At 54.9% G+C, this 17,408-nt stretch carries 18 protein-coding genes; 11 read left to right on the top strand and 7 right to left on the bottom strand.

Annotated elements, in window-relative coordinates:
• Positions 1-57 precede the first annotated feature (57 nt).
• Positions 58-822, top strand: a complete 765-nt coding sequence (gene cysQ, locus M8006_RS01095; RefSeq protein ID WP_430886805.1) for a 3'(2'),5'-bisphosphate nucleotidase CysQ — start codon at positions 58-60, stop codon at positions 820-822.
• Positions 815-1,045: a hypothetical protein gene (locus M8006_RS01090; protein ID WP_250079165.1), complete on the top strand. Its 231-nt coding sequence runs from the start codon at positions 815-817 to the stop codon at positions 1,043-1,045. Before cysQ (M8006_RS01095) ends, M8006_RS01090 begins: the two co-directional genes overlap by 8 nt.
• 24 nt (positions 1,046-1,069) lie before the next feature.
• Here the strand turns inward: M8006_RS01090 and M8006_RS01085 are convergent, their stop codons facing one another.
• Positions 1,070-2,068 (bottom strand): Rpn family recombination-promoting nuclease/putative transposase, encoded by a 999-nt coding sequence (locus tag M8006_RS01085; protein WP_250079163.1) that lies wholly within the window; start codon positions 2,066-2,068, stop codon positions 1,070-1,072.
• A 562-nt stretch (positions 2,069-2,630) separates the two neighbouring features.
• Between M8006_RS01085 and M8006_RS01080 the strand changes: the two genes are divergently transcribed.
• Both M8006_RS01080 and nadS read left to right on the top strand, forming a co-directional pair.
• Entirely contained in the window at positions 2,631-2,969 is a 339-nt protein-coding gene (locus M8006_RS01080) for a type II toxin-antitoxin system RelE/ParE family toxin (RefSeq protein WP_250079161.1), read from the top strand.
• A complete protein-coding gene (nadS, locus tag M8006_RS01075; RefSeq protein ID WP_250079160.1) occupies positions 2,966-3,250 on the top strand; it encodes a NadS family protein in 285 nt (94 codons plus the stop codon). Before M8006_RS01080 ends, nadS begins: the two co-directional genes overlap by 4 nt.
• 27 nt (positions 3,251-3,277) lie before the next feature.
• Here nadS and M8006_RS01070 read toward each other — a convergent pair whose 3' ends face one another.
• Together M8006_RS01070 and M8006_RS01065 are read right to left on the bottom strand one after the other, a co-directional pair.
• Positions 3,278-3,463 carry a hypothetical protein gene (locus M8006_RS01070; protein WP_250079158.1) on the bottom strand — a complete coding sequence of 62 codons (186 nt, stop codon included), beginning with the start codon at positions 3,461-3,463 and terminating at the stop codon, positions 3,278-3,280.
• 857 nt (positions 3,464-4,320) lie between these two features.
• Positions 4,321-5,313 (bottom strand): Rpn family recombination-promoting nuclease/putative transposase, encoded by a 993-nt coding sequence (locus M8006_RS01065; protein WP_250079156.1) that lies wholly within the window; start codon positions 5,311-5,313, stop codon positions 4,321-4,323.
• A 129-nt stretch (positions 5,314-5,442) separates the two neighbouring features.
• On the opposite strand from M8006_RS01065, the gene M8006_RS01060 reads away from it, so the two are divergent.
• From M8006_RS01060 to fliD (M8006_RS01035), 6 genes are all read left to right on the top strand, one after another.
• Positions 5,443-5,631 carry a hypothetical protein gene (locus M8006_RS01060; protein WP_250079154.1) on the top strand — a complete coding sequence of 63 codons (189 nt, stop codon included), beginning with the start codon at positions 5,443-5,445 and terminating at the stop codon, positions 5,629-5,631.
• Between the two features lie 30 nt (positions 5,632-5,661).
• Positions 5,662-6,450, top strand: a complete 789-nt coding sequence (gene cysQ / locus M8006_RS01055; protein ID WP_250079152.1) for a 3'(2'),5'-bisphosphate nucleotidase CysQ — start codon at positions 5,662-5,664, stop codon at positions 6,448-6,450.
• Between the two features lie 187 nt (positions 6,451-6,637).
• Positions 6,638-7,246, top strand: a complete 609-nt coding sequence (locus M8006_RS01050; protein ID WP_250079149.1) for a hypothetical protein — start codon at positions 6,638-6,640, stop codon at positions 7,244-7,246.
• A gap of 80 nt (positions 7,247-7,326) precedes the next feature.
• Complete coding sequence (locus M8006_RS01045; protein WP_250079148.1) at positions 7,327-7,683, top strand: hypothetical protein; 357 nt, start codon at positions 7,327-7,329, stop codon at positions 7,681-7,683.
• Positions 7,684-7,888: 205 nt separating this feature from the next.
• On the top strand, positions 7,889-9,259 hold the full coding sequence (fliD, locus tag M8006_RS01040; protein WP_250079145.1) for a flagellar filament capping protein FliD: 1,371 nt from the start codon (positions 7,889-7,891) through the stop codon (positions 9,257-9,259).
• Between the two features lie 250 nt (positions 9,260-9,509).
• Entirely contained in the window at positions 9,510-10,922 is a 1,413-nt protein-coding gene (fliD, locus tag M8006_RS01035) for a flagellar filament capping protein FliD (protein ID WP_250079142.1), read from the top strand.
• A gap of 108 nt (positions 10,923-11,030) precedes the next feature.
• Here fliD (M8006_RS01035) and nhaD read toward each other — a convergent pair whose 3' ends face one another.
• Positions 11,031-12,509 carry a sodium:proton antiporter NhaD gene (nhaD, locus tag M8006_RS01030; protein ID WP_250079141.1) on the bottom strand — a complete coding sequence of 493 codons (1,479 nt, stop codon included), beginning with the start codon at positions 12,507-12,509 and terminating at the stop codon, positions 11,031-11,033.
• Between the two features lie 392 nt (positions 12,510-12,901).
• Here nhaD and M8006_RS01025 point away from each other — a divergent pair, with 392 nt between their 5' ends.
• On the top strand, positions 12,902-14,764 hold the full coding sequence (locus M8006_RS01025; RefSeq protein WP_250079139.1) for a putative bifunctional diguanylate cyclase/phosphodiesterase: 1,863 nt from the start codon (positions 12,902-12,904) through the stop codon (positions 14,762-14,764).
• Positions 14,765-14,773: 9 nt separating this feature from the next.
• Here the strand turns inward: M8006_RS01025 and M8006_RS01020 are convergent, their stop codons facing one another.
• From M8006_RS01020 to M8006_RS01010, 3 genes are read right to left on the bottom strand one after another with little or no spacing between them, the layout of a single operon-like run.
• A complete protein-coding gene (locus M8006_RS01020; protein WP_250079137.1) occupies positions 14,774-15,301 on the bottom strand; it encodes a DUF2878 domain-containing protein in 528 nt (175 codons plus the stop codon).
• Positions 15,301-16,626 carry an SAM-dependent methyltransferase gene (locus M8006_RS01015; protein ID WP_250079135.1) on the bottom strand — a complete coding sequence of 442 codons (1,326 nt, stop codon included), beginning with the start codon at positions 16,624-16,626 and terminating at the stop codon, positions 15,301-15,303. The genes M8006_RS01020 and M8006_RS01015 overlap by 1 nt, the downstream gene beginning before the upstream one ends.
• Positions 16,623-17,405, bottom strand: coding sequence for a DUF1365 domain-containing protein (locus M8006_RS01010; RefSeq protein ID WP_250079533.1), 783 nt, complete (start codon positions 17,403-17,405; stop codon positions 16,623-16,625). Before M8006_RS01010 ends, M8006_RS01015 begins: the two co-directional genes overlap by 4 nt.
• Positions 17,406-17,408: the final 3 nt, after the last annotated feature.

The following is a 17,408-nucleotide window of genomic DNA, read 5'->3' as shown; positions in this document are numbered from 1 at the left end:
TTGTGGGAGCGCAATTTATTGCGCGAACAGGCTAAACAAGGCAGGGATACAATGGATATGACGAAATTGTTAGAGGATGTTGATCGCCTTGCCCGCGACGCGGGCAAGGCAATCATGGCGGTGTACCGCCGTGAGTTCAACGTCGAAGAGAAAGACGACAAAAGCCCGCTGACCGAAGCGGATAAGGCGGCACACGAAATCATTGTTAACGGTTTAAATGCCTTGCCGATGGGGATTCCGGTCCTCTCCGAGGAAGACATTGATGCCTTCCCTGTGCCAGATGCCGAAGGCCGCTACTGGCTCGTTGATCCACTTGATGGCACCAAGGAGTTCATCAAGCGCAACGATGAATTCACCGTTAATATCGCCTTGATCGAGCAAGGTAAACCGGTGCTCGGCGTAGTCGTGGCGCCTGCATTGGGTACCGCGTATCTCGCCGCCGAAGGCCTGGGTGCGGTGAAGGTCGAAAAAGACGGCACACGTCATACGCTGCAAGTGGCCGGAAGGCCTGATGCCACGACGCCTTGGCGTGTGGTGGGTAGCCGTTCCCACCCAAGCCCGGATCTCGCGGATTGGCTTAACAAGCTCGGTGAGCATGAGATGCTGCCCATGGGTAGCTCGCTGAAACTCTGCGTGATTGCCGAAGGCAAAGCAGATGTTTACCCGCGCCTAGGCCCCACCTGCCTGTGGGATACCGGCGCCGCGCAAGCGGTGGTCGAGCAGGCTGGCGGCCGGGTGGAAACCTTGGAAGGCGAGCCGCTTGGCTACGCCGTGCCAAGCGAAACACTCAACCCGCACTTTGTGGTGTGGGGCAATGGGTAAATTGATGACCAATAATGAGCAACAACGCGTCATCGACGAGCTGCAAGCCGTAATCGATGAAACGCAGCAGACCATCGAGCGCTTCGAGAACACCGGCATGGAAGGCGATATGTCGGAAGATTACGGCAAGCTGCTGGCGATACTGGATGACGCGGTGAAACAGCAGCGTGAGCATACCAAGGTGATGTTGGATGCTGGCGACCCTTCGACAGGCTCAGGGTGAGCGGGAGGGAGGAAAGAAAGCAGCTCAGTACTGCGTTTCGGCACGCAGCTTTTCGACTTCTTCAATGGGTAGTTCTTCGATCTCAGCGATCAGCTGATCATTCATTTCGGTCAAGGTAATCAACTTGCGAGCGGCATTGCGCTTGCTTTCCAAGGCACGCTGCTCGGCTTCCCTTATGCGCTGCTCGGCTTCCCTTATGCGCTGCTCGGCTTCTTGGCGTCCTATTTGACGCTCTTTTTGCACCAGATTTTCTAAGTTTTCTGCCAACATATCTTTATCCTCCACCAAGCTGTTGAGCTGATCCAAATTGATATCAGCCTCAAGGCGATACAAATGACGCTTAATCCAACGGGTGACGACCTTATCAACTCGGTCTTTATTGGGATCAGCCTGAATAATTGCCACGATTCGATCCACGGCGCGCTGCAGGGTTTCCCAGCTTTCCCCGGCGTTTTCGACGCTAAACACGCCACTCAACGGCGTCTGTACCAAGCCTAACTGCTCATCAGTATAGCGACTTTCTTCCACCAGATAGTAACGCAAATGCGGCTGGTAGACCTGCAGGAAACCCGGTGGTTCTGGTGTGATCATTTCAAAGATATCTAGCGGTGCCGTCCAGCGTTGCGAGCCGTTATAAAGCACCACTGGAAACACGGGCGGCAAGCCTTGACCGGGCGTGATGGTTTTTTTCTTGAGCAGTTCACTATAAAAGCAGGCCACGTAGTGCATTAGCCGGATCGGCATGGTGCGATCCACCGCTGACTGAAACTCCAGCAGAATGTACAAATACACGTCTTGCGTGACACCTTCCCAAGTGACTTCTACCGACCACACCACATCTTCGATCTTTTCCTCAAACAGCGGCGTAATGTAGTGACCGCTGTGATTTTTGAGCGTCGTGAAGTCCATCAGCTGGGCAATCTCGGCAGGCACAAAGCCTTCAATAAGCTGCTGAACGAACTCGGGGTGGCTGAACAGTTCTTTGTAACCGGTATCATGGTGGTTTTGCTGTTTACTGGCCATGCGCGCTCCTGTCTCAATGCGTTTTATTTTACCACAGCGCCGCCTTGTCCAGTGCTCATGCGATAGCGCCTTCGCTAACTCACCGACACTTCCCTTGCCATTGTTTGTACTATCGAGCCCTCTTCACATCGTGCCAGTGGCGCTCGCTCATAAGGTTTCTCGCATGGCTTGTCATTCCAAAAATCGCTGACCACCCGCCAACGCTAGGCCTTGCTCCTGAATTCAGGCTTGAAGGCAGCAGCGTGTGCCTATAAGGGTGATGTTGGGTGCTGGCGACCCTTCGACAGGCTCAGGGTGAGCGGAAGGTTCAAGAGGGCGATCCTTCGACAGGCTCACACTTCGACAAACTCAGTGCGAGCGGGGAGGCAGGTGGGAAAGCAGCTCAGTGCTGCGTTTCGGCACGCAGCTTTTCGACTTCTTCAACTGGTAGTTCTTCGATCTCAGCGATCAGTTGATCATTCATTTAATGCTCGGTGGATGAAGGCTTGTCATTATCGACGCATGGCGATGATTGATGTACTATGTACACAGCGCAATACATTGATTGAAGGATGCGCCTTACGTGAGTCATACCATTGAATTTATTGAAACGCCGACCTTTACCCGGCAAATCCAGACGATGGCGACGGACGATGAACTGAAAGAACTCCAGCGCGCGCTCATCGCGCAGCCGGATAAGGGCGATTTGGTTCAAGGCACGGGTGGGCTACGGAAGATCCGCATGGCGTTGAGGCATCAAGGCAAGCGTGGCGGCGCTCGGGTCATTTACTTCTTGGCCACCGCCGACACCATCTACCTGATATTGGCCTACCCTAAGAGCGTGAGGGATAGCTTGACGCCCGCCGAGAAGGGCACATTGAAAACACTGACCCACCAGTTGAAGGGGGAGGTTTCCGAATGAGCATTTTTGACGAACTCCAGACATCGCTGCAGGAAGCCGTCGACATCAAGCACGGCAATTCACAAGATGCCCGCGTCACACGCCACGAGGTGGCCGATGTGAAGGCCATTCGCGCCAAGCTGCATGTCTCGCAGGCAGAATTTGCTAACGCCATGGGAACCAGCGTTGATACGATTAAAAGCTGGGAGACAAAACGCCGCAATCCTACAGGCTTGGCGGCTAAGGTGCTGGCGACGATTCAGGCTAACCCGTCATACTTCAACGAGTTAGCCTCTCACTAATCGCTCCTACCGATAAAAAAGCAAAGCTTATTCGACGTGAGAGCTGAAAGTGTAACCACATGCTCGACACTCGACGTTATCAAGCACTTTGTTATCCAGCTCTGGGCCGAGTTTGGAACCTGCTACGCCGCCCGCAGCACCGGCGGCTAGGCCTGAAAAGACAGCACCCGCAAGAGAGCCAACCCCCATCCCGACAGGCTCAGCGAATGCCATGATAACCGCTCCTGCTTTTGCTCCGGTCAGCGAAGCTGCTGCACCGGAAACCGATCCGATACCACCGGCGACCTTACGGCCGAAATTGCGTATAATGACGTGATTGTCTTGCTCTCTAACAAGATGGTGTTTTTTAGATCATTCATTCACAAAGCCGGTCAGTGGGTCCCGTACTATCTGTTTGTGCGGGAGCATCAGCTTATAGCTGTGATCGTGACGATTATGAGTTTTGGCGACCATAAGCGCTCCTGTCTCAATGCGTTTTATTTTACCACAGCGCCGCCTTGTCCAGTGCTCATGCGATAGCGCCTTCGCTAACTCATCGACACTTCCCCTGCCATTGTTTGCTACTATCGAGCCCTCCTCACATCGTGCCAGTGGCGCTCGCTCATAAGGTTTCTCGCATGGCTTGGCATTCCAAAAATCGCTGACCACCCGCCAGCGCTAGGCCTTGCTCCTGAATTCAGGCTTGAAGGCAGCAGCGTGTGCCTATAAGGGTGATGTTGGGTGCTGGCGACCCTTCGACAGGCTCAGGGTGAGCGGAAGGTTCAAGAGGGCGATCCTTCGACAGGCTCACACTTCGACAAACTCAGTGCGAGCGGGGAGGCAGGTGGGAAAGCAGCTCAGTGCTGCGTTTCGGCACGCAACTTTTCGACTTCTTCAACCGGTAGTTCTTCGATTTCCGCGATCAGTTGATCGTTCATTTACGTCAACGCTATCAATTTTCGGGCTGCATTACGCTTGCTCTCTAAAGCTTCTTAACGGCCTCTTTCTTCCCACTGTTCAGGCCATTTTTTGATTCGTTCTGCCGGTATGTCGTGTACCTCATGCAAATTGGTGAAATCACTTCCACCTCGTCAGTCTGACAGCAGCTCTTCCAATGTCTCGGCACGGAAGATGCGCTTACCCCATGCCTCAAGCTGCTCAGCATCAGCCGCGTTGAGCTTATTCTGAGCCCAGTCAGGGCACTCGCCATACTTTGAAGCAATCTGCATTTTTAAAAACTTAGCTTCACCTTTCACTTCTCCTCTCGCTTCTCCTCTCGCTTCTCCTCTCGCTTCCCACTGCTCAGGCCATTTCTTGATCCGTTCTGCTAGCATGTCGTGTACCTCATGCAAATTGGTGAAATCACTGACCTCTGGGAACTCCAGTTCAGGAGCTCGGTTAGGCAGGAAAACACGGTAGAACCAAACGATGATCGCTCGCCTCAAACTGGCTTGTTCTGGACCACTTAGCCACTCTGCTAAATGCCCCATCGCTTCCGATACATCTTGCTCATCGCGATGCTTCTCAATACGAAATACTGCTGCCACAATATTGCGCATTTCATCCGACCAGCCCGGTGCATCAACAATCGCTCCTTCGTCGAGCAGCAAATAGCGCAGATTAGGCCGGTAATCCTCCAAACCTCCCGGTACCGGTTCGACCAGATCCGCGATGTTTTGTGCCGCTGCCCAGCGTTTTTCTCCATTATAGAGCACGATTGGCAGCACCGGTGGCAGTTTGCCACTTGGCGTGAAGGCTTCCTGACGAATCAGGTCCTGATACAGCAGCCCTAGGTAGCTCATGATCCGCACGGCCATGAAATCATCTTCGCGTGATTGGAACTCCAGCAGGAGATAAACGTACAACCACCGGTCTCGCCACCATATCCGCCAAATCATGTCATCTTCGCGGTCGCGCAGCTCATCGGTGATGTAGGTGCCGCTCACCTGCTCCATCTGACTGAAATCTAGCTGTTCCACCCAGGCTTCATTCACAAATCCGGTCAGCAAGTCTCGCACCATCTGTTTGTGCGAGAACATTAGCTTATAGCTGTGGTCGTGACGATTATGGATCTTAGGGGCCATGCGCGCTCCTGTCTGAATATTCGTACTTTACCACAACACGCCCGATCCCAAGTCCATGCGATAGCGCCTTCGCTAACTCATCGACACTTCCCCTGCCATTGTTTGCTACTATCGAGCCCTCCTCACATCGTGCCAGTGGCGCTCGTCTATAATGAGACGCAGCACACCGTCGAGCGCTTCGAGAATATCGGCATGGAAGGCGATATGCCGGAAGCTTACGACAAGCTATTGACGATTCTCGATGATGCAGTGAAACAGCAGCGGGAGAATACACGAGTGATGTTGGATGCTGACCACCCTTCGACATGCTCAGGGTGAGCGAGCGCCGAAAATAGAGACGAGAATACGATGGATATGACCGACTTATTAAACACCGTAGAACGTATTGCTCGCGAGGCGGGCGATGCCATCATGACGGTGTACGCGCGCGAGTTCAGCGTGGAAGAGAAGGAAGATAAAAGCCCGCTGACCGAGGCGGATAAAGCCGCGCATGAGATTATCGTCCGTGAGCTCAACGCGCTACCGCAGGGCATTCCGGTGCTCTCGGAGGAAGACGAGCAGGGTTTCGCCGGGCCAGACGAGGACGGCCGCTACTGGCTGGTGGACCCGCTCGATGGCACCAAGGAGTTCATTAAGCGTAACGATGAGTTTACCGTCAATATCGCGTTGATCGAACAGGGCAAACCCGTGCTGGGCGTGGTGACCGCGCCTGCGCTGGGCACAGCATATCTTGCCGCAGAAGGCATGGGCGCGGTGAAAGTCGATGAACATGGTGCGCGCCATACACTGCACGTGGCCGGTAAGCCCGCTGCTAATACGCCCTGGCGGGTCGTGGGTAGCCGTTCGCACGCAAGCCCGGATCTCGCCGATTGGCTAACAAAACTCGGCGAGCACAATATGCTGCCCATGGGCAGTTCACTGAAGCAATGCGTGATTGCCGAAGGTAAGGCCGATGTTTACCCGCGCCTAGGGCCAACTTGCCTGTGGGATACCGGTGCCGCGCAAGTGGTGGTTGAGCAAGCCGGGGGCCGGGTGGAAACACTGCAAGGCGAGCCGCTTTCCTACGCTACACCGCGCGAAAAACTCAACCCGCACTTTGTGGTGTGGGGCACAGTAACGCTTCGTAATACCGGGTGATCACCCGCCCGTTATCGAGGTTTTGAAAGCCTCAACGTGGGTGTTTAAGTGGTTCGCTTAACTTATATTAGATAGTATAGATTCATTAAGTTGCTTAACTGGCGTGGGCTGCTCAGCTTGATATATCTCAATGCTAGTCGGCACCTTTGTCGGCGATAATAGCGTGTAACCTAATACCGAGAAGGTCATGGATTCGACAACACTCCCGTTTTTGATCGCGATTTTAGCGGGTTGGGTAAGCCTTAACTGCGGCTTGATAGTGATCTACCTGCTGGTAACGGGGGAAACCCTGAACGTGAATTTAGGCTTTCGTCAGCGCAAACCCCGTAAGCCACCAAGCAGCGCTGCCACTCCCCCCGCAGATGATTCTCCCGTGCTGGTAGATGAGAACGCCGGTGCGTGGGGGCTATTTGTCATGTTTGATGACCCCACACTTGCGTTAAATGAACGCTTGGGCATGTTGCTTGGCGCCGCTGGGGCCGTTTATGAAAGCAGCAGTAAATCTTTCACCTTGGCGGGCGAATCGCCGCGCAACCCGATTTATATTGCCAATGCGTACCCACCGGGTCGGCTACCGTCTTTTAATAATGATAACGGCCAGATCCCGGTCAAAGGCGTCAGCGTGAAGATGCTAAAAAAGAGCCGCAATGCAACGCCGAATAAACTTCAGCTGGTGCGTTTGGTAAACCTTTCAAAAGAGCTCGCCCGTGCTGGGGGCAAGGTGATGGATGTGGAAAAGCAACCGGTGACGGCCAGCGGTCTTCAGGCGGTTATCGACGGCAACGCGAAGATGTGAATGAACGCTACCCGTGCATTCCATTCGGGGTGTGCTATTTTCGTGGTCGCTGATATTTTTTTGCCGTTTATGGGGGCGTTGTGAGCCAAGCCACTGCCAATATTTCCGCTTATGAGGTGATTTATGACCTCATTCCTAAACTTAACACCATGAAAAAAGAAGTGAATACTACGCTCAAAGTCAAGGGGAAGACGAACCAAACGGCGGCGCAGAAGGCGCGTTACGAGTCGTTGCAACAGGAGTTTGAGCTGGAGCTTATGATGATTCGTCTGAACTTGGAGCACCTGTTAAATCGCTACGAGACCGAGCTAGAAGCGGTGACTCAAGACAAGCGCCGCGATGTTTACCTTGCCTTGGATGCTCACGAGGCGACGGCGGTTGAAAGTGCAAGATCGCTGTATCAGCGGCTGCAGGCGTTAACTCAAGCGGAGCGGTAAGCGGATAGTGGCTAGCTGGCATTACATATTGATACATAAAAAGTGGCACTTGGCTTCAAGTTCGCCATCTTAAGGCCGATTATTTAGTGTATAAGTTAAATCAGTAGGGCGCGTAAAAGCGTCGAATACATCGCATTATGCTTCGTCGGTGTCGAGCAGTGGCTCTGTAGAAGAAGTCGCACCGCGAAAAAAAGGATGGTTTGGTATGTCGATTTCATCTCTTGGCGTTGGTTCTGGGCTGGATCTTAACGGTCTGTTGGATCAGCTGCGCAGCGCGGAGCGAGAAAAGCTGGTGCCTGTTGAACAGCAGCTAGAATCTCAGAAGACAAAAATCTCTGCTTACGGGACGCTTGAAAGCGCGCTTTCTGGGTTTCAGAGCAGCGCCAGCGCGCTAAACGATACCTCGTTGTACGAAAGCCTCTCTGCTAACATTAGCGGGGAATCGGTAAGCGCGGCAGCAGATGAAACGGCGATGCCGGGCAGCTACAACATTGACGTGACGTCGCTTGCCACGCGCGGCACGCTGGCTTCAACCGGTGTGGCCGAGTCAGATACTGCCATCTCTGGCGCCGAACAGCAGATGACGTTCACCTTTGGCGATGGGTCGACTCAGGATGTCACTATTGCAGCGGATAGCTCGCTTGAAGGTATTCGCGATGCCATCAACGCCGATGAAAATTCTGGCGTCAACGCGACCATTATTAACGACGGCAGTGGCACCGATGAGTTTCGCCTGGCACTAAGCTCCCGCGAAACTGGCGCGGATGCTTCGATTTCAAGCTTTTCATTTGATGGCACCGATCCAGCGCCTTTCGCGGCCGACACCACGAATACCCATCAAGCAGGCACCGATGCGAAACTGGATGTCAATGGCATCACCATCACCAGTGAAAATAACCAGGTAGAGGGCGCGATTCAAGGCGTCACCTTGAACCTGCAAAGCGAAGGCACAAGCACGGTAGCCGTTGAGCAGGATACCCTCGCCGTGCGTGAGGCCGTAACGGGTTTTGTCGATTCTTATAATTCGCTGAAAACCTCCATTGGCGAGCTGACCTCTTTTGACCAAGAAACCGGGAAGGCCGGTGAGCTCAACGGTGACAACACGGTGCGCAGGGTTGAATCAACGCTGCGTAGTGCGCTGAGCGGCGGCGTTGCCTCGGGCGGAGATGGTTTCTCGATGCTTAGCGATATTGGCATCACGCTTGAGGTAGACGGCACGCTCTCGATAGACGAAGGCCGTCTGGACGACGTTATTGCCAACGACCAGCAAGCACTATCGGATTTCTTCGCCGGTGGCGAGAACGCCACCGGTTTGGCTGAGCAGATCGACACAAGCGTTGGTCAAATGTTGAGCGGCAACGGTTCCGTTCAGGGCGCGATTAACGGCGCCGAAAATCGTATCGAGTCGCTTGGTGATCGCTTCACACGCATGGAGCAGTCCATTGATCTGACCATTGGCCGTTTCCGCGAACAGTTCGGCCAGCTCGACAGCATGATTGCCGAGATGAACCAGACGAGTAGCTTTTTGACGCAGCAGTTTTCCTCAATGGAGGCACAGCTCAACGCTGGTAACTAACGCGCGGATGCTTCAACCGCTTGATGTTATAACAAAAAGCCCGCTAATGCGGGCTTTTTGTTGGTAGGTCGTTTGCCATGACACGACAAGCTGATACAGTTAAATAACAAAAAGGCGCTAAAGAAGGCGCTTTTTCAGTCGATAATGATAAGTAATGAAAACCGTGGACCGACAGTGCGCTCTGTCTTCTTTTACGCTAGCGTCGCGCAACACGTGTTTGGTTTAGCCTTTAACACTGAGGACTCCCAGTATGGCGACAATAACCTCTCTCGGTATTGGCTCCGGCCTAGACCTTAATGGCTTGCTTGATCAGCTAAAAGACGCTGAGCGCGGTAAACTCGCGCCGATTACGCGTCAGCAAGAGCAGCAAAATGCCAAAATTTCCGCTTATGGCAAAATTCAATCCTCCCTGGATGGGTTTAAAGATGCCGTCGACGGGCTCAACGACCCCCAACTCTACCAGAGCCTTTCGGCTAACGTGCGCGGCGACGAGATTACCACCACCACCAGTGCCGAGGCGCTGCCGGGCAGTTATCGCGTCGAGGTTACCCAGCTTGCCACCAGCGGCACCCTTGCCTCTAGTAAAGTTACAGACGCCAGTGAACCGCTAACGCTTAATGGCGCAACGCAGGTAGAGCTTAACTTCGGTGCTGACGGCACCGCGAGTAGCGTAAAAGTGGATATTGCGGCGGATAGCAGTCTAGAAGATATCCGCGATGCGATTAATGCCAACAAAGACGCCGGAGTGAGCGCCAGCGTGATTTTTGATGGCACAGATTACCGTTTAGCGTTGAGCTCTAACGAAACCGGCGTGGACGCGTCTGTTCACAGTTTCAGTTTCCTTGATGGTGCAGGTGCCGCCGCCGCCGTTGATACCGCCGAAGGCACCGCGCTAACCAGCGGTACGGCAATTGGCGGGCAAGATGCGGCGCTGACGGTTAATGGTATCGCCATCACCAGCGAAAACAACCAGGTGGAAGGCGCGATTCAGGGGGTTACGCTCAACTTGGGTGGGCTCAATATCGGAGTGGGGGAAACCGCCAGTAGTACGGTCACGGTAGAGCGCAATACGCTCAAAATCCGTGAGGCCGTGGGTGGCTTTGTTAAAGCCTTTAACGACATGAAAGAGACGATCGGTACGCTGACAAAATATTCGGGCGATAGGGAAACTGCCGGTGAGTTGGTGGGCGATAGTACAGTGCGTACCATTGAAGGTCGCTTGCGTAGTGCGCTGACAAACGGCGTGGCGGGTGGGGAGTTCTCAACGCTCAGCCAACTGGGTATTACGCTGCAGCGCGACGGCACGCTTGAAATCGACGAAGACACCATTAGCGATCTGGCTAAAAATAACCCCGATGCGCTGGGCGATTTCTTTGCCGGTGTTGAGGACGAAAATGGCTTGGCCGACGCCCTGAGCACTACCACGGCCCAGCTGACCGGAAACAACGGCACGCTCGGCATTGCGATTAGCGGCGCGGAAAACCGCATCGAGAGCCTTAACGCACGTTATGAGCGGATGGAACAAAGCATTGACCGCACGATTTCGCGCTATCGGGTGCAGTTTGGCCAGCTCGATGCCATGATTGCGCAAATGAATCAAACCAGCTCCTACCTAACACAGCAATTTGATGCGCTGGATATGGCGCTGGGCCGTAAAAAGTAGCGGTAAAAGAATCGCTTTACGGTGCGATCAAACGCCTCTATTTGCGCACAATAAAAAGCCCCGGCCGACATCGTCGTGCTGGGGCTTTTTAAGTGCCTAGATAAAACGCTAGCTAAATAGGGCAAAGCTTTCCGCATTCAGCATCATGTGGACAATGATGCTCGCCGCATAACCGAGGAAAATGACCGGCGTCCAGCGCAGGTGGCCCATAAACGTATAGGCACCACGTGCCTGCCCCATTACCGCGACGCCCGCAGCGGAGCCAATGGAAAGAAGGCTACCGCCCACGCCCGCCGTGAGGGTAATCAATAACCATTGGCCGTGTGACATATCGGGTTCCATGGTCAGCACCGCAAACATTACCGGGATGTTATCCACCAGCGCGGAAATAACCCCGAGGGTGATATTAGCCGCGGTGGCATTCCAGCCGATGTAAAGCGCCTCAGAGAGCATGGCGAGGTAGCCCATAAAGCCCAGGCCACCCACACACATCACCACCCCGTAGAAGAATAGCAACGTATCCCACTCGGAGCGGGCGACACGGTTGAAGACATCAAACGGTACGACACTACCCAGCTGTTCGAGTTTCTTGTTGTCGCCACGGCGGCTGTAGCGCTCGCGCTTGCGCTCCAACGAGCGTGGCAAGCTGCGGCGCAGGTAGTAGCCGAAAAACTGCAGATAACCAAGCCCCGTCATCATGCCCAGTACCGGCGGTAGATGCAGCAACGTGTGACATAAAACGGCGGTGATAATCGTGAGCAGAAATAGCGCAATAATGCGTCGGGCACCGCGCTTGAGCCAGACATCTTCGTAAACACTTTCGGGCTTGGCGCTTTTGATGAAGAAGTTCATGATCAACGCCGGGATCAGGAAGTTCACTAGCGCCGGGAAGAACAGGATGAAGAACTCTTGGAATTCTACCATGCCCGCCTGCCATACCATCAGCGTGGTGATATCGCCAAAAGGGCTAAAGGCGCCGCCAGCGTTGGCGGCCACGACGATATTGATACACGCCATGTTGATGAAGCGCTTATCACCCTCGGCGACTTTGGTGACCACGGCGCACATCAAAAGCGCGGTGGTCAGGTTGTCGGCGATGGGTGAGAGAACAAAGGCAAGCCCACCCGTGAGCCAAAATAACTGGCGATAGCTGAAGCCCTTGCGCAGCATCCATGAGCGTAATGCATCGAAGACCTTACGCTCGTCCATGGCGTTGATATACGTCATGGCGACCAGCAAGAACAGCATCAGCTCGGTGAACTCCAAAAGCGTGATGCGGAATGCGTGTTCGGAATCTGTCGACATACCGTTTTGGACGTAAACCCAACCGATAAGGCCCCAAATGATACCGGCGGCCACGAGTACGGGTTTCGATTTGCGCATGTGAATCTTTTCTTCGGCCATGACCAGCATGTAGGCCAAAACGAAGATCGCGACGGCAAAAAAGCCCACACCGCTACTGGTGAGATCGAGTTCACCGGTAACGGCGAAAGCGCTGGGACTAACAAAGAGCAGCAGAGAGGCCAACAAAAAAAGCCAGCGGCGATAAGGTCGCGGCTGGCTTGATGGCGCATATAACATTGTCATGGCGACGTTTTTCCTTTCAGTCAAGCGTCAAGGGGAGGGATGAAAAAGCGACAATATTTTAACAAGCGATACTGCAGCGCAATACGGAATAAAAACGAACGAAATAAGTTCATAGCTGCGTGATCGTGTCTTTTTTTAGTAAGTTAGTCGTTTGTGCACTGGTATCCCAGCAAATATTGCGTTCTTTGTTTGCGGCAATATGCTGCGCTACAGTTTTGCGCCCGTACGCCGATAACGTATGCTAGGCAATGTATTAACATTACGTCGATTTGACTGTTTGCGCACAATAAACGCACTATTAATGCTATCTCGCCCATACCGCATTCAAGTTACTGATACGGTTAAATTGTTCATACGCATCAGTCATTCATTGTAGGAGTCACTTACTTTCCATGTGGCCAACTATTTCTCTTAATAATCGCCCGCTCGTATGGGTGGCGCTGATGGCGCTGCCTGCTTGCGTGTGGATTCCTGATGCGCTTTTACGCTTGGTCGCTACGGCGATTGTCGCGTTGGGGATATGGGACGGGTGGCGTCTAGTGTGTCAGCAGCGCGTGTATATGCGGCTGTCGCAAGATGTGATTAGCCTAACCGGCGATGCCGTGGTGGTGAGCGATGTGGAGAATCGCGTGATAGCGGTAAACCCGGCGTTTACCGAAATTACCGGCTATGAGAGTTCGGAAATGGTCGGGCGCAAACTCGAAACGTTAGCCGCACCACGTCACGATAAAGCGTTTTACCAAACCTTCTGGAATACGTTGAAAAGCACTGGCCGCTGGGAAGGAGAAATGTGGAACCGACGCAAGCACGGTGATGAGTACCCCGAGTGGCTGAAAGTGCGTGCGGTGACCAATAAACGTGGTGAAATTACGCATTTCATCAGTCTCTTTACCGATATTTCGGCGCAGAAAGCCCGCGAGCAGGATTTGCGTCGTATCGGCTATGAAGACCCGCTGACCGGTTTGCCCAACCGCCGTCGGCTGCACGATTTGACGGCTTCGCGCCTGCGCCATCTGCGCGCCGGTGAGAGCCTGGATTTGGCGTTGATCGATATCGACGGCTTAAAAACCGTCAACGATGGATTAGGCGTTGAGCAAGGCGACCGCCTGCTGGCGCGTTTTGCTCAGCGTTTGGCAAGTTACGCGGCGGGCGGCGTGGTAGGGCGCCTCGGTGGCGATGAATTTTTGGTCATCCGTACCACTACCTTTGATGATCACGATAAGTGGGTGGCGGACGTTCGCGAACACATGTGCCACCCGTTTGAAATCAACGAGCAGTCGCTGCGGTTGGGGATTACCGTGGGCAGTTGTCGCGCACCGGAAGATGGGCGAGATTCCGGCGTGCTGTTCCAGCGCTTAGAGTCAGCGCTTTATAGCGCCAAGCGCTTGGGGCGTAACCATAGCCTGCGCTTTCGTCCGGCGCTGGATAAGCAGGATAACCCGCAGTTGGCGCTGGTCAGTGATTTGCGCGCGGCGTTAGTCTCGGGGGATCAGCTGGAGCTGCATTACCAGACGCAGCACCACCCAGGCTCGGGTGAGCTAACCGGGATGGAAGCGCTGCTGCGTTGGCGCCACCCCCGCGATGGCATGATTTCCCCCGGCGAGTTTATCCCCCTCGCTGAGCGCCACGGCCTAATGACAGAGCTTGGCACCTGGGTCATCGAGAAAGCCTGTGCTCAGCAAGCGCACTGGCAAAATAGCGAGATGCCCAAGGCCACGATTTGGATCAATATTTCCGCTTTGCAGCTGTTTCATGGGGATTTGGAGAGTCAGCTTGCGGGCTGTTTGAAGCGCTACCGCTTGCGCCCGGCGCAAATCGGGTTGGAGCTTACCGAGTCGGTGCTGTTAGATGAGCGCGCCGGCGATATGGGGCCAAGGCTGAAAGCGCTGCGCGACCAAGGCTTTCCGATTGCGATTGACGATTTCGGCACCGGCTATTCGTCGTTGGCTTATCTCAAGCGCCTGCCGGTGGATAAGGTCAAGCTGGATCGCGCCTTCATTCGCGAGCTACCCGAAAGCCAAGCCGATGCCGCCATTGTCAAAGCCGTGCTCGCGATGGCGGAAGGGATGGGGCTGGATGTGGTGGCAGAAGGTGTTGAAACCAAAGCACAGTGCCAGTTTTTGGTCGACGCAGTCTGTAGCATTGTGCAGGGGTTCTATTTTTCCCGCCCCTTGCCGGTGCCAGAGCTGGAGACGCGTTGGCTGGGTGATTCGCCAGGGCGTGCCGAGGCTTCGCTGGCTCAGTCGGCCTCTTAAACACGGAGCTCAAGGTGATAGGTCGTAGCGTGGGAAAAAGCGTGGCAAGTAGCGAGCCAGCACCACACATAGTATGCCCCAAATAACCGCCTGCGTGGGCAGCAGCCAAGGCGCTATTCCAACATCGGCTAGCATCGCGCCACCGTAATAGGAGAAGGGGCCGCTTACCGCACCACCCAAAAACGCCAATAGCGGGTAGCGCCACAGCCATCGCAGCGAGTGCAGAATCAAGGTGGCAAAAAGTGGCCACAACATCCATAGCCACAGCGGCATCAAGCCGAACACCCGTGTGTGGCCACTGAAATCAAACCCGCCCAACAGCGCCAAACCGCCGTCGAGCACAAGCCCGAGCAGCGCGAAGCCGAGAAGCAAACGCCACTCCCCGGGGGCTGCCATCACGCGTAAGTGCCAAGCAATCAGGGCACTTGCTGCTAGCAGTGCCACCCACGAGCCTCCCAGTACGCACAAAAACCAGCCCACTTCAAAGCGCAATACGTTGGCGAGCAGTGCACGCCAAGAAGGAGGCGTTGCCGCCATTACAAGGCTCCTGTCAGCGGTACCGGTTTGGCTTGGGGTTTGGCCATCAGTAAATGGCAGGTGCCGATGGAGCGCTCCAAAAAACCGCCTTCGCAATAGCACAGATAATAGCGCCACATACGCACAAAGCGTTCGTCGTAGCCTAAGTTGGACACGGCTTCTAGGTTCGCCTCAAAACGGTGGCGCCATTCGCGCAGGGTGCGCGCGTAGTGCTGGCCAATTTCATCGAGCGCTACCATATTGAGCGACGTTTTGCGCGTCAGGCTTTTCAGCATGGCGTGGTGCGAGGGCAAAAAACCGCCGGGGAAAATATAGCGCTTGATGAAATCCATCTCGCGTTTTGCCGCTTCAAAGCGCTGGTCGCGAATGGTGATGGCCTGCAGCATGGCTTGGCCATCCTGAGCGAGCAGGCTGTCGATTTTGGCCAGGTAGGTATCTAAGTATTGATGCCCTACCGCTTCGATCATCTCCACCGAAATCACGCGGTCGTAAGTGCCGGTGAGCGCGCGGTAATCCTGTTTGAGTAGGGTGATTTTATGCTCAAGCCCTTCGGCTTTGATGCGCGCCGCCGTATGGATGTGTTGCTCGTCCGAGATCGTGGTGGTGGTGACGTGGCAGCCACGGGTTTTGGCTGCATGCAGGGCAAGCCCGCCCCAGCCGGTGCCGATTTCCAGCAAGTGGTGTTCGGGGCGAACGTCGAGTTTCTCCAACATGAGGTCGAGCTTGTAGGTCGAGGCCTCTTCTAGGCTGGCATCCGGGTAAGGGAACACGGCGCTGGAATACATCCAGTGCTCACGATCCAAAAACGTCGAGAACAAGTCGTTGCCGATATCGTAATGGGCGGCGATATTGCGCTTAGCGCCTTCGACGCTATTACGTTGAAAACGGTAGGCGGTATTGAGCAGCCAACGGGTGAAGCGCGCGCTGCCGGTTTCCAACTTGCTATTGACCTGCTCTAAGTTCACGGCGAAAAGACGCACCAGCGCGACGAGGTCATCGGCGTCCCAATCGTGATCCATGTACGATTCCGCCGCCCCGATCGTTCCCCCGAAGGCTAGGCGTTTCCAGGCCCGCGGATGGCGAATGACAACCGTGACCTGCAGCGGCCCGCCTTGGCCGAGGTGGTGGCGTTTCGTGCCTTCAATCAAGGTGATATGGCCGCCCTGAAACGTGTCGAGCTGCTTGAGCAAGCGCGGTTTTAACCAGCGCGTCACACGATCAGCTTGCGCGGCGGAGGGCTTGGCCGCCGGTGCGGCCGCATCTTTTGCAAGCGCAGGCGACGTAGAGGGTGGGGTTGATGAGCGGGACGTACGCAGGATGGTCATTTTCGTGTCTCCTTGCGTTGAGAATGGTCGTAAAGGGGGACGCGCTTAAGCCACAGCTTGAGCGCTTGAAAGTGAATGCCCGCCACCGTTTTTAAGCTGATCCACGGTTGGCGTGCCAGTGTGCTTAGCAGCACGCGCCGAGTCGTCGGAGCGCCGGTGAGCGTCAGGGTGGCATCAAACTGAAGCGGCGGTGTATCGGGAGCAGGGGCGTTGTGCCAGTTCTCCATGTGTACGAGTAGCTGCTTGTCCGGGGTGTTGAAGCGCCAGCGGTAGGTCATGTCCATGGGGTTAAACGGCGAGACGTGCATGTGTTTGGCAAATGTCGCCGTGTGGCGATGGCGTTTGGGGTCGACCGTGCAGGCATAGGCGGTGCGCTCGCGCCACGGCATGTTGGTGACTTCCCCCAGCACGGCGGCGAGCCGGTCATCGCGGTCGTAAACGTAGTAAAGCGTGATGGGGTTAAAAATGACGCCGAAAGTGCGTAGCTGAGTGAGGATAAAAATTCGCCCTTCAGGGGCGCTGCCTAGCTGGCGGGTGAGCTCGGCGCGCACGGCGTCTTCTAGCGGGATATCCGTCGGCGCCAGGTAGTCTTCGCGGCGAAAGCGTGCCAGCGCCGAGCGGCGGGCACTAAAACCGGGCACGCCGTCGAATAGCGCGGGGAGCTCGTCAAGGTCCAGCCACGCCATCCATATCCGGTAACTAAAGGCATGATGGCGCGGCGTAAAGCGGCGGTGGCGCAGTGTGCCACAATAAATACGCGAGCTAACCGTCTCTGCCATGAT

It is taken from the genome of Halomonas llamarensis (genome assembly GCF_023555005.1).
Classification (GTDB): Bacteria; Pseudomonadota; Gammaproteobacteria; order Pseudomonadales; family Halomonadaceae; genus Vreelandella; species Vreelandella llamarensis.
The sequence above is the reverse complement of the archived record's forward strand: the minus strand, read 5'-3'. Positions and strand labels throughout refer to the sequence as shown.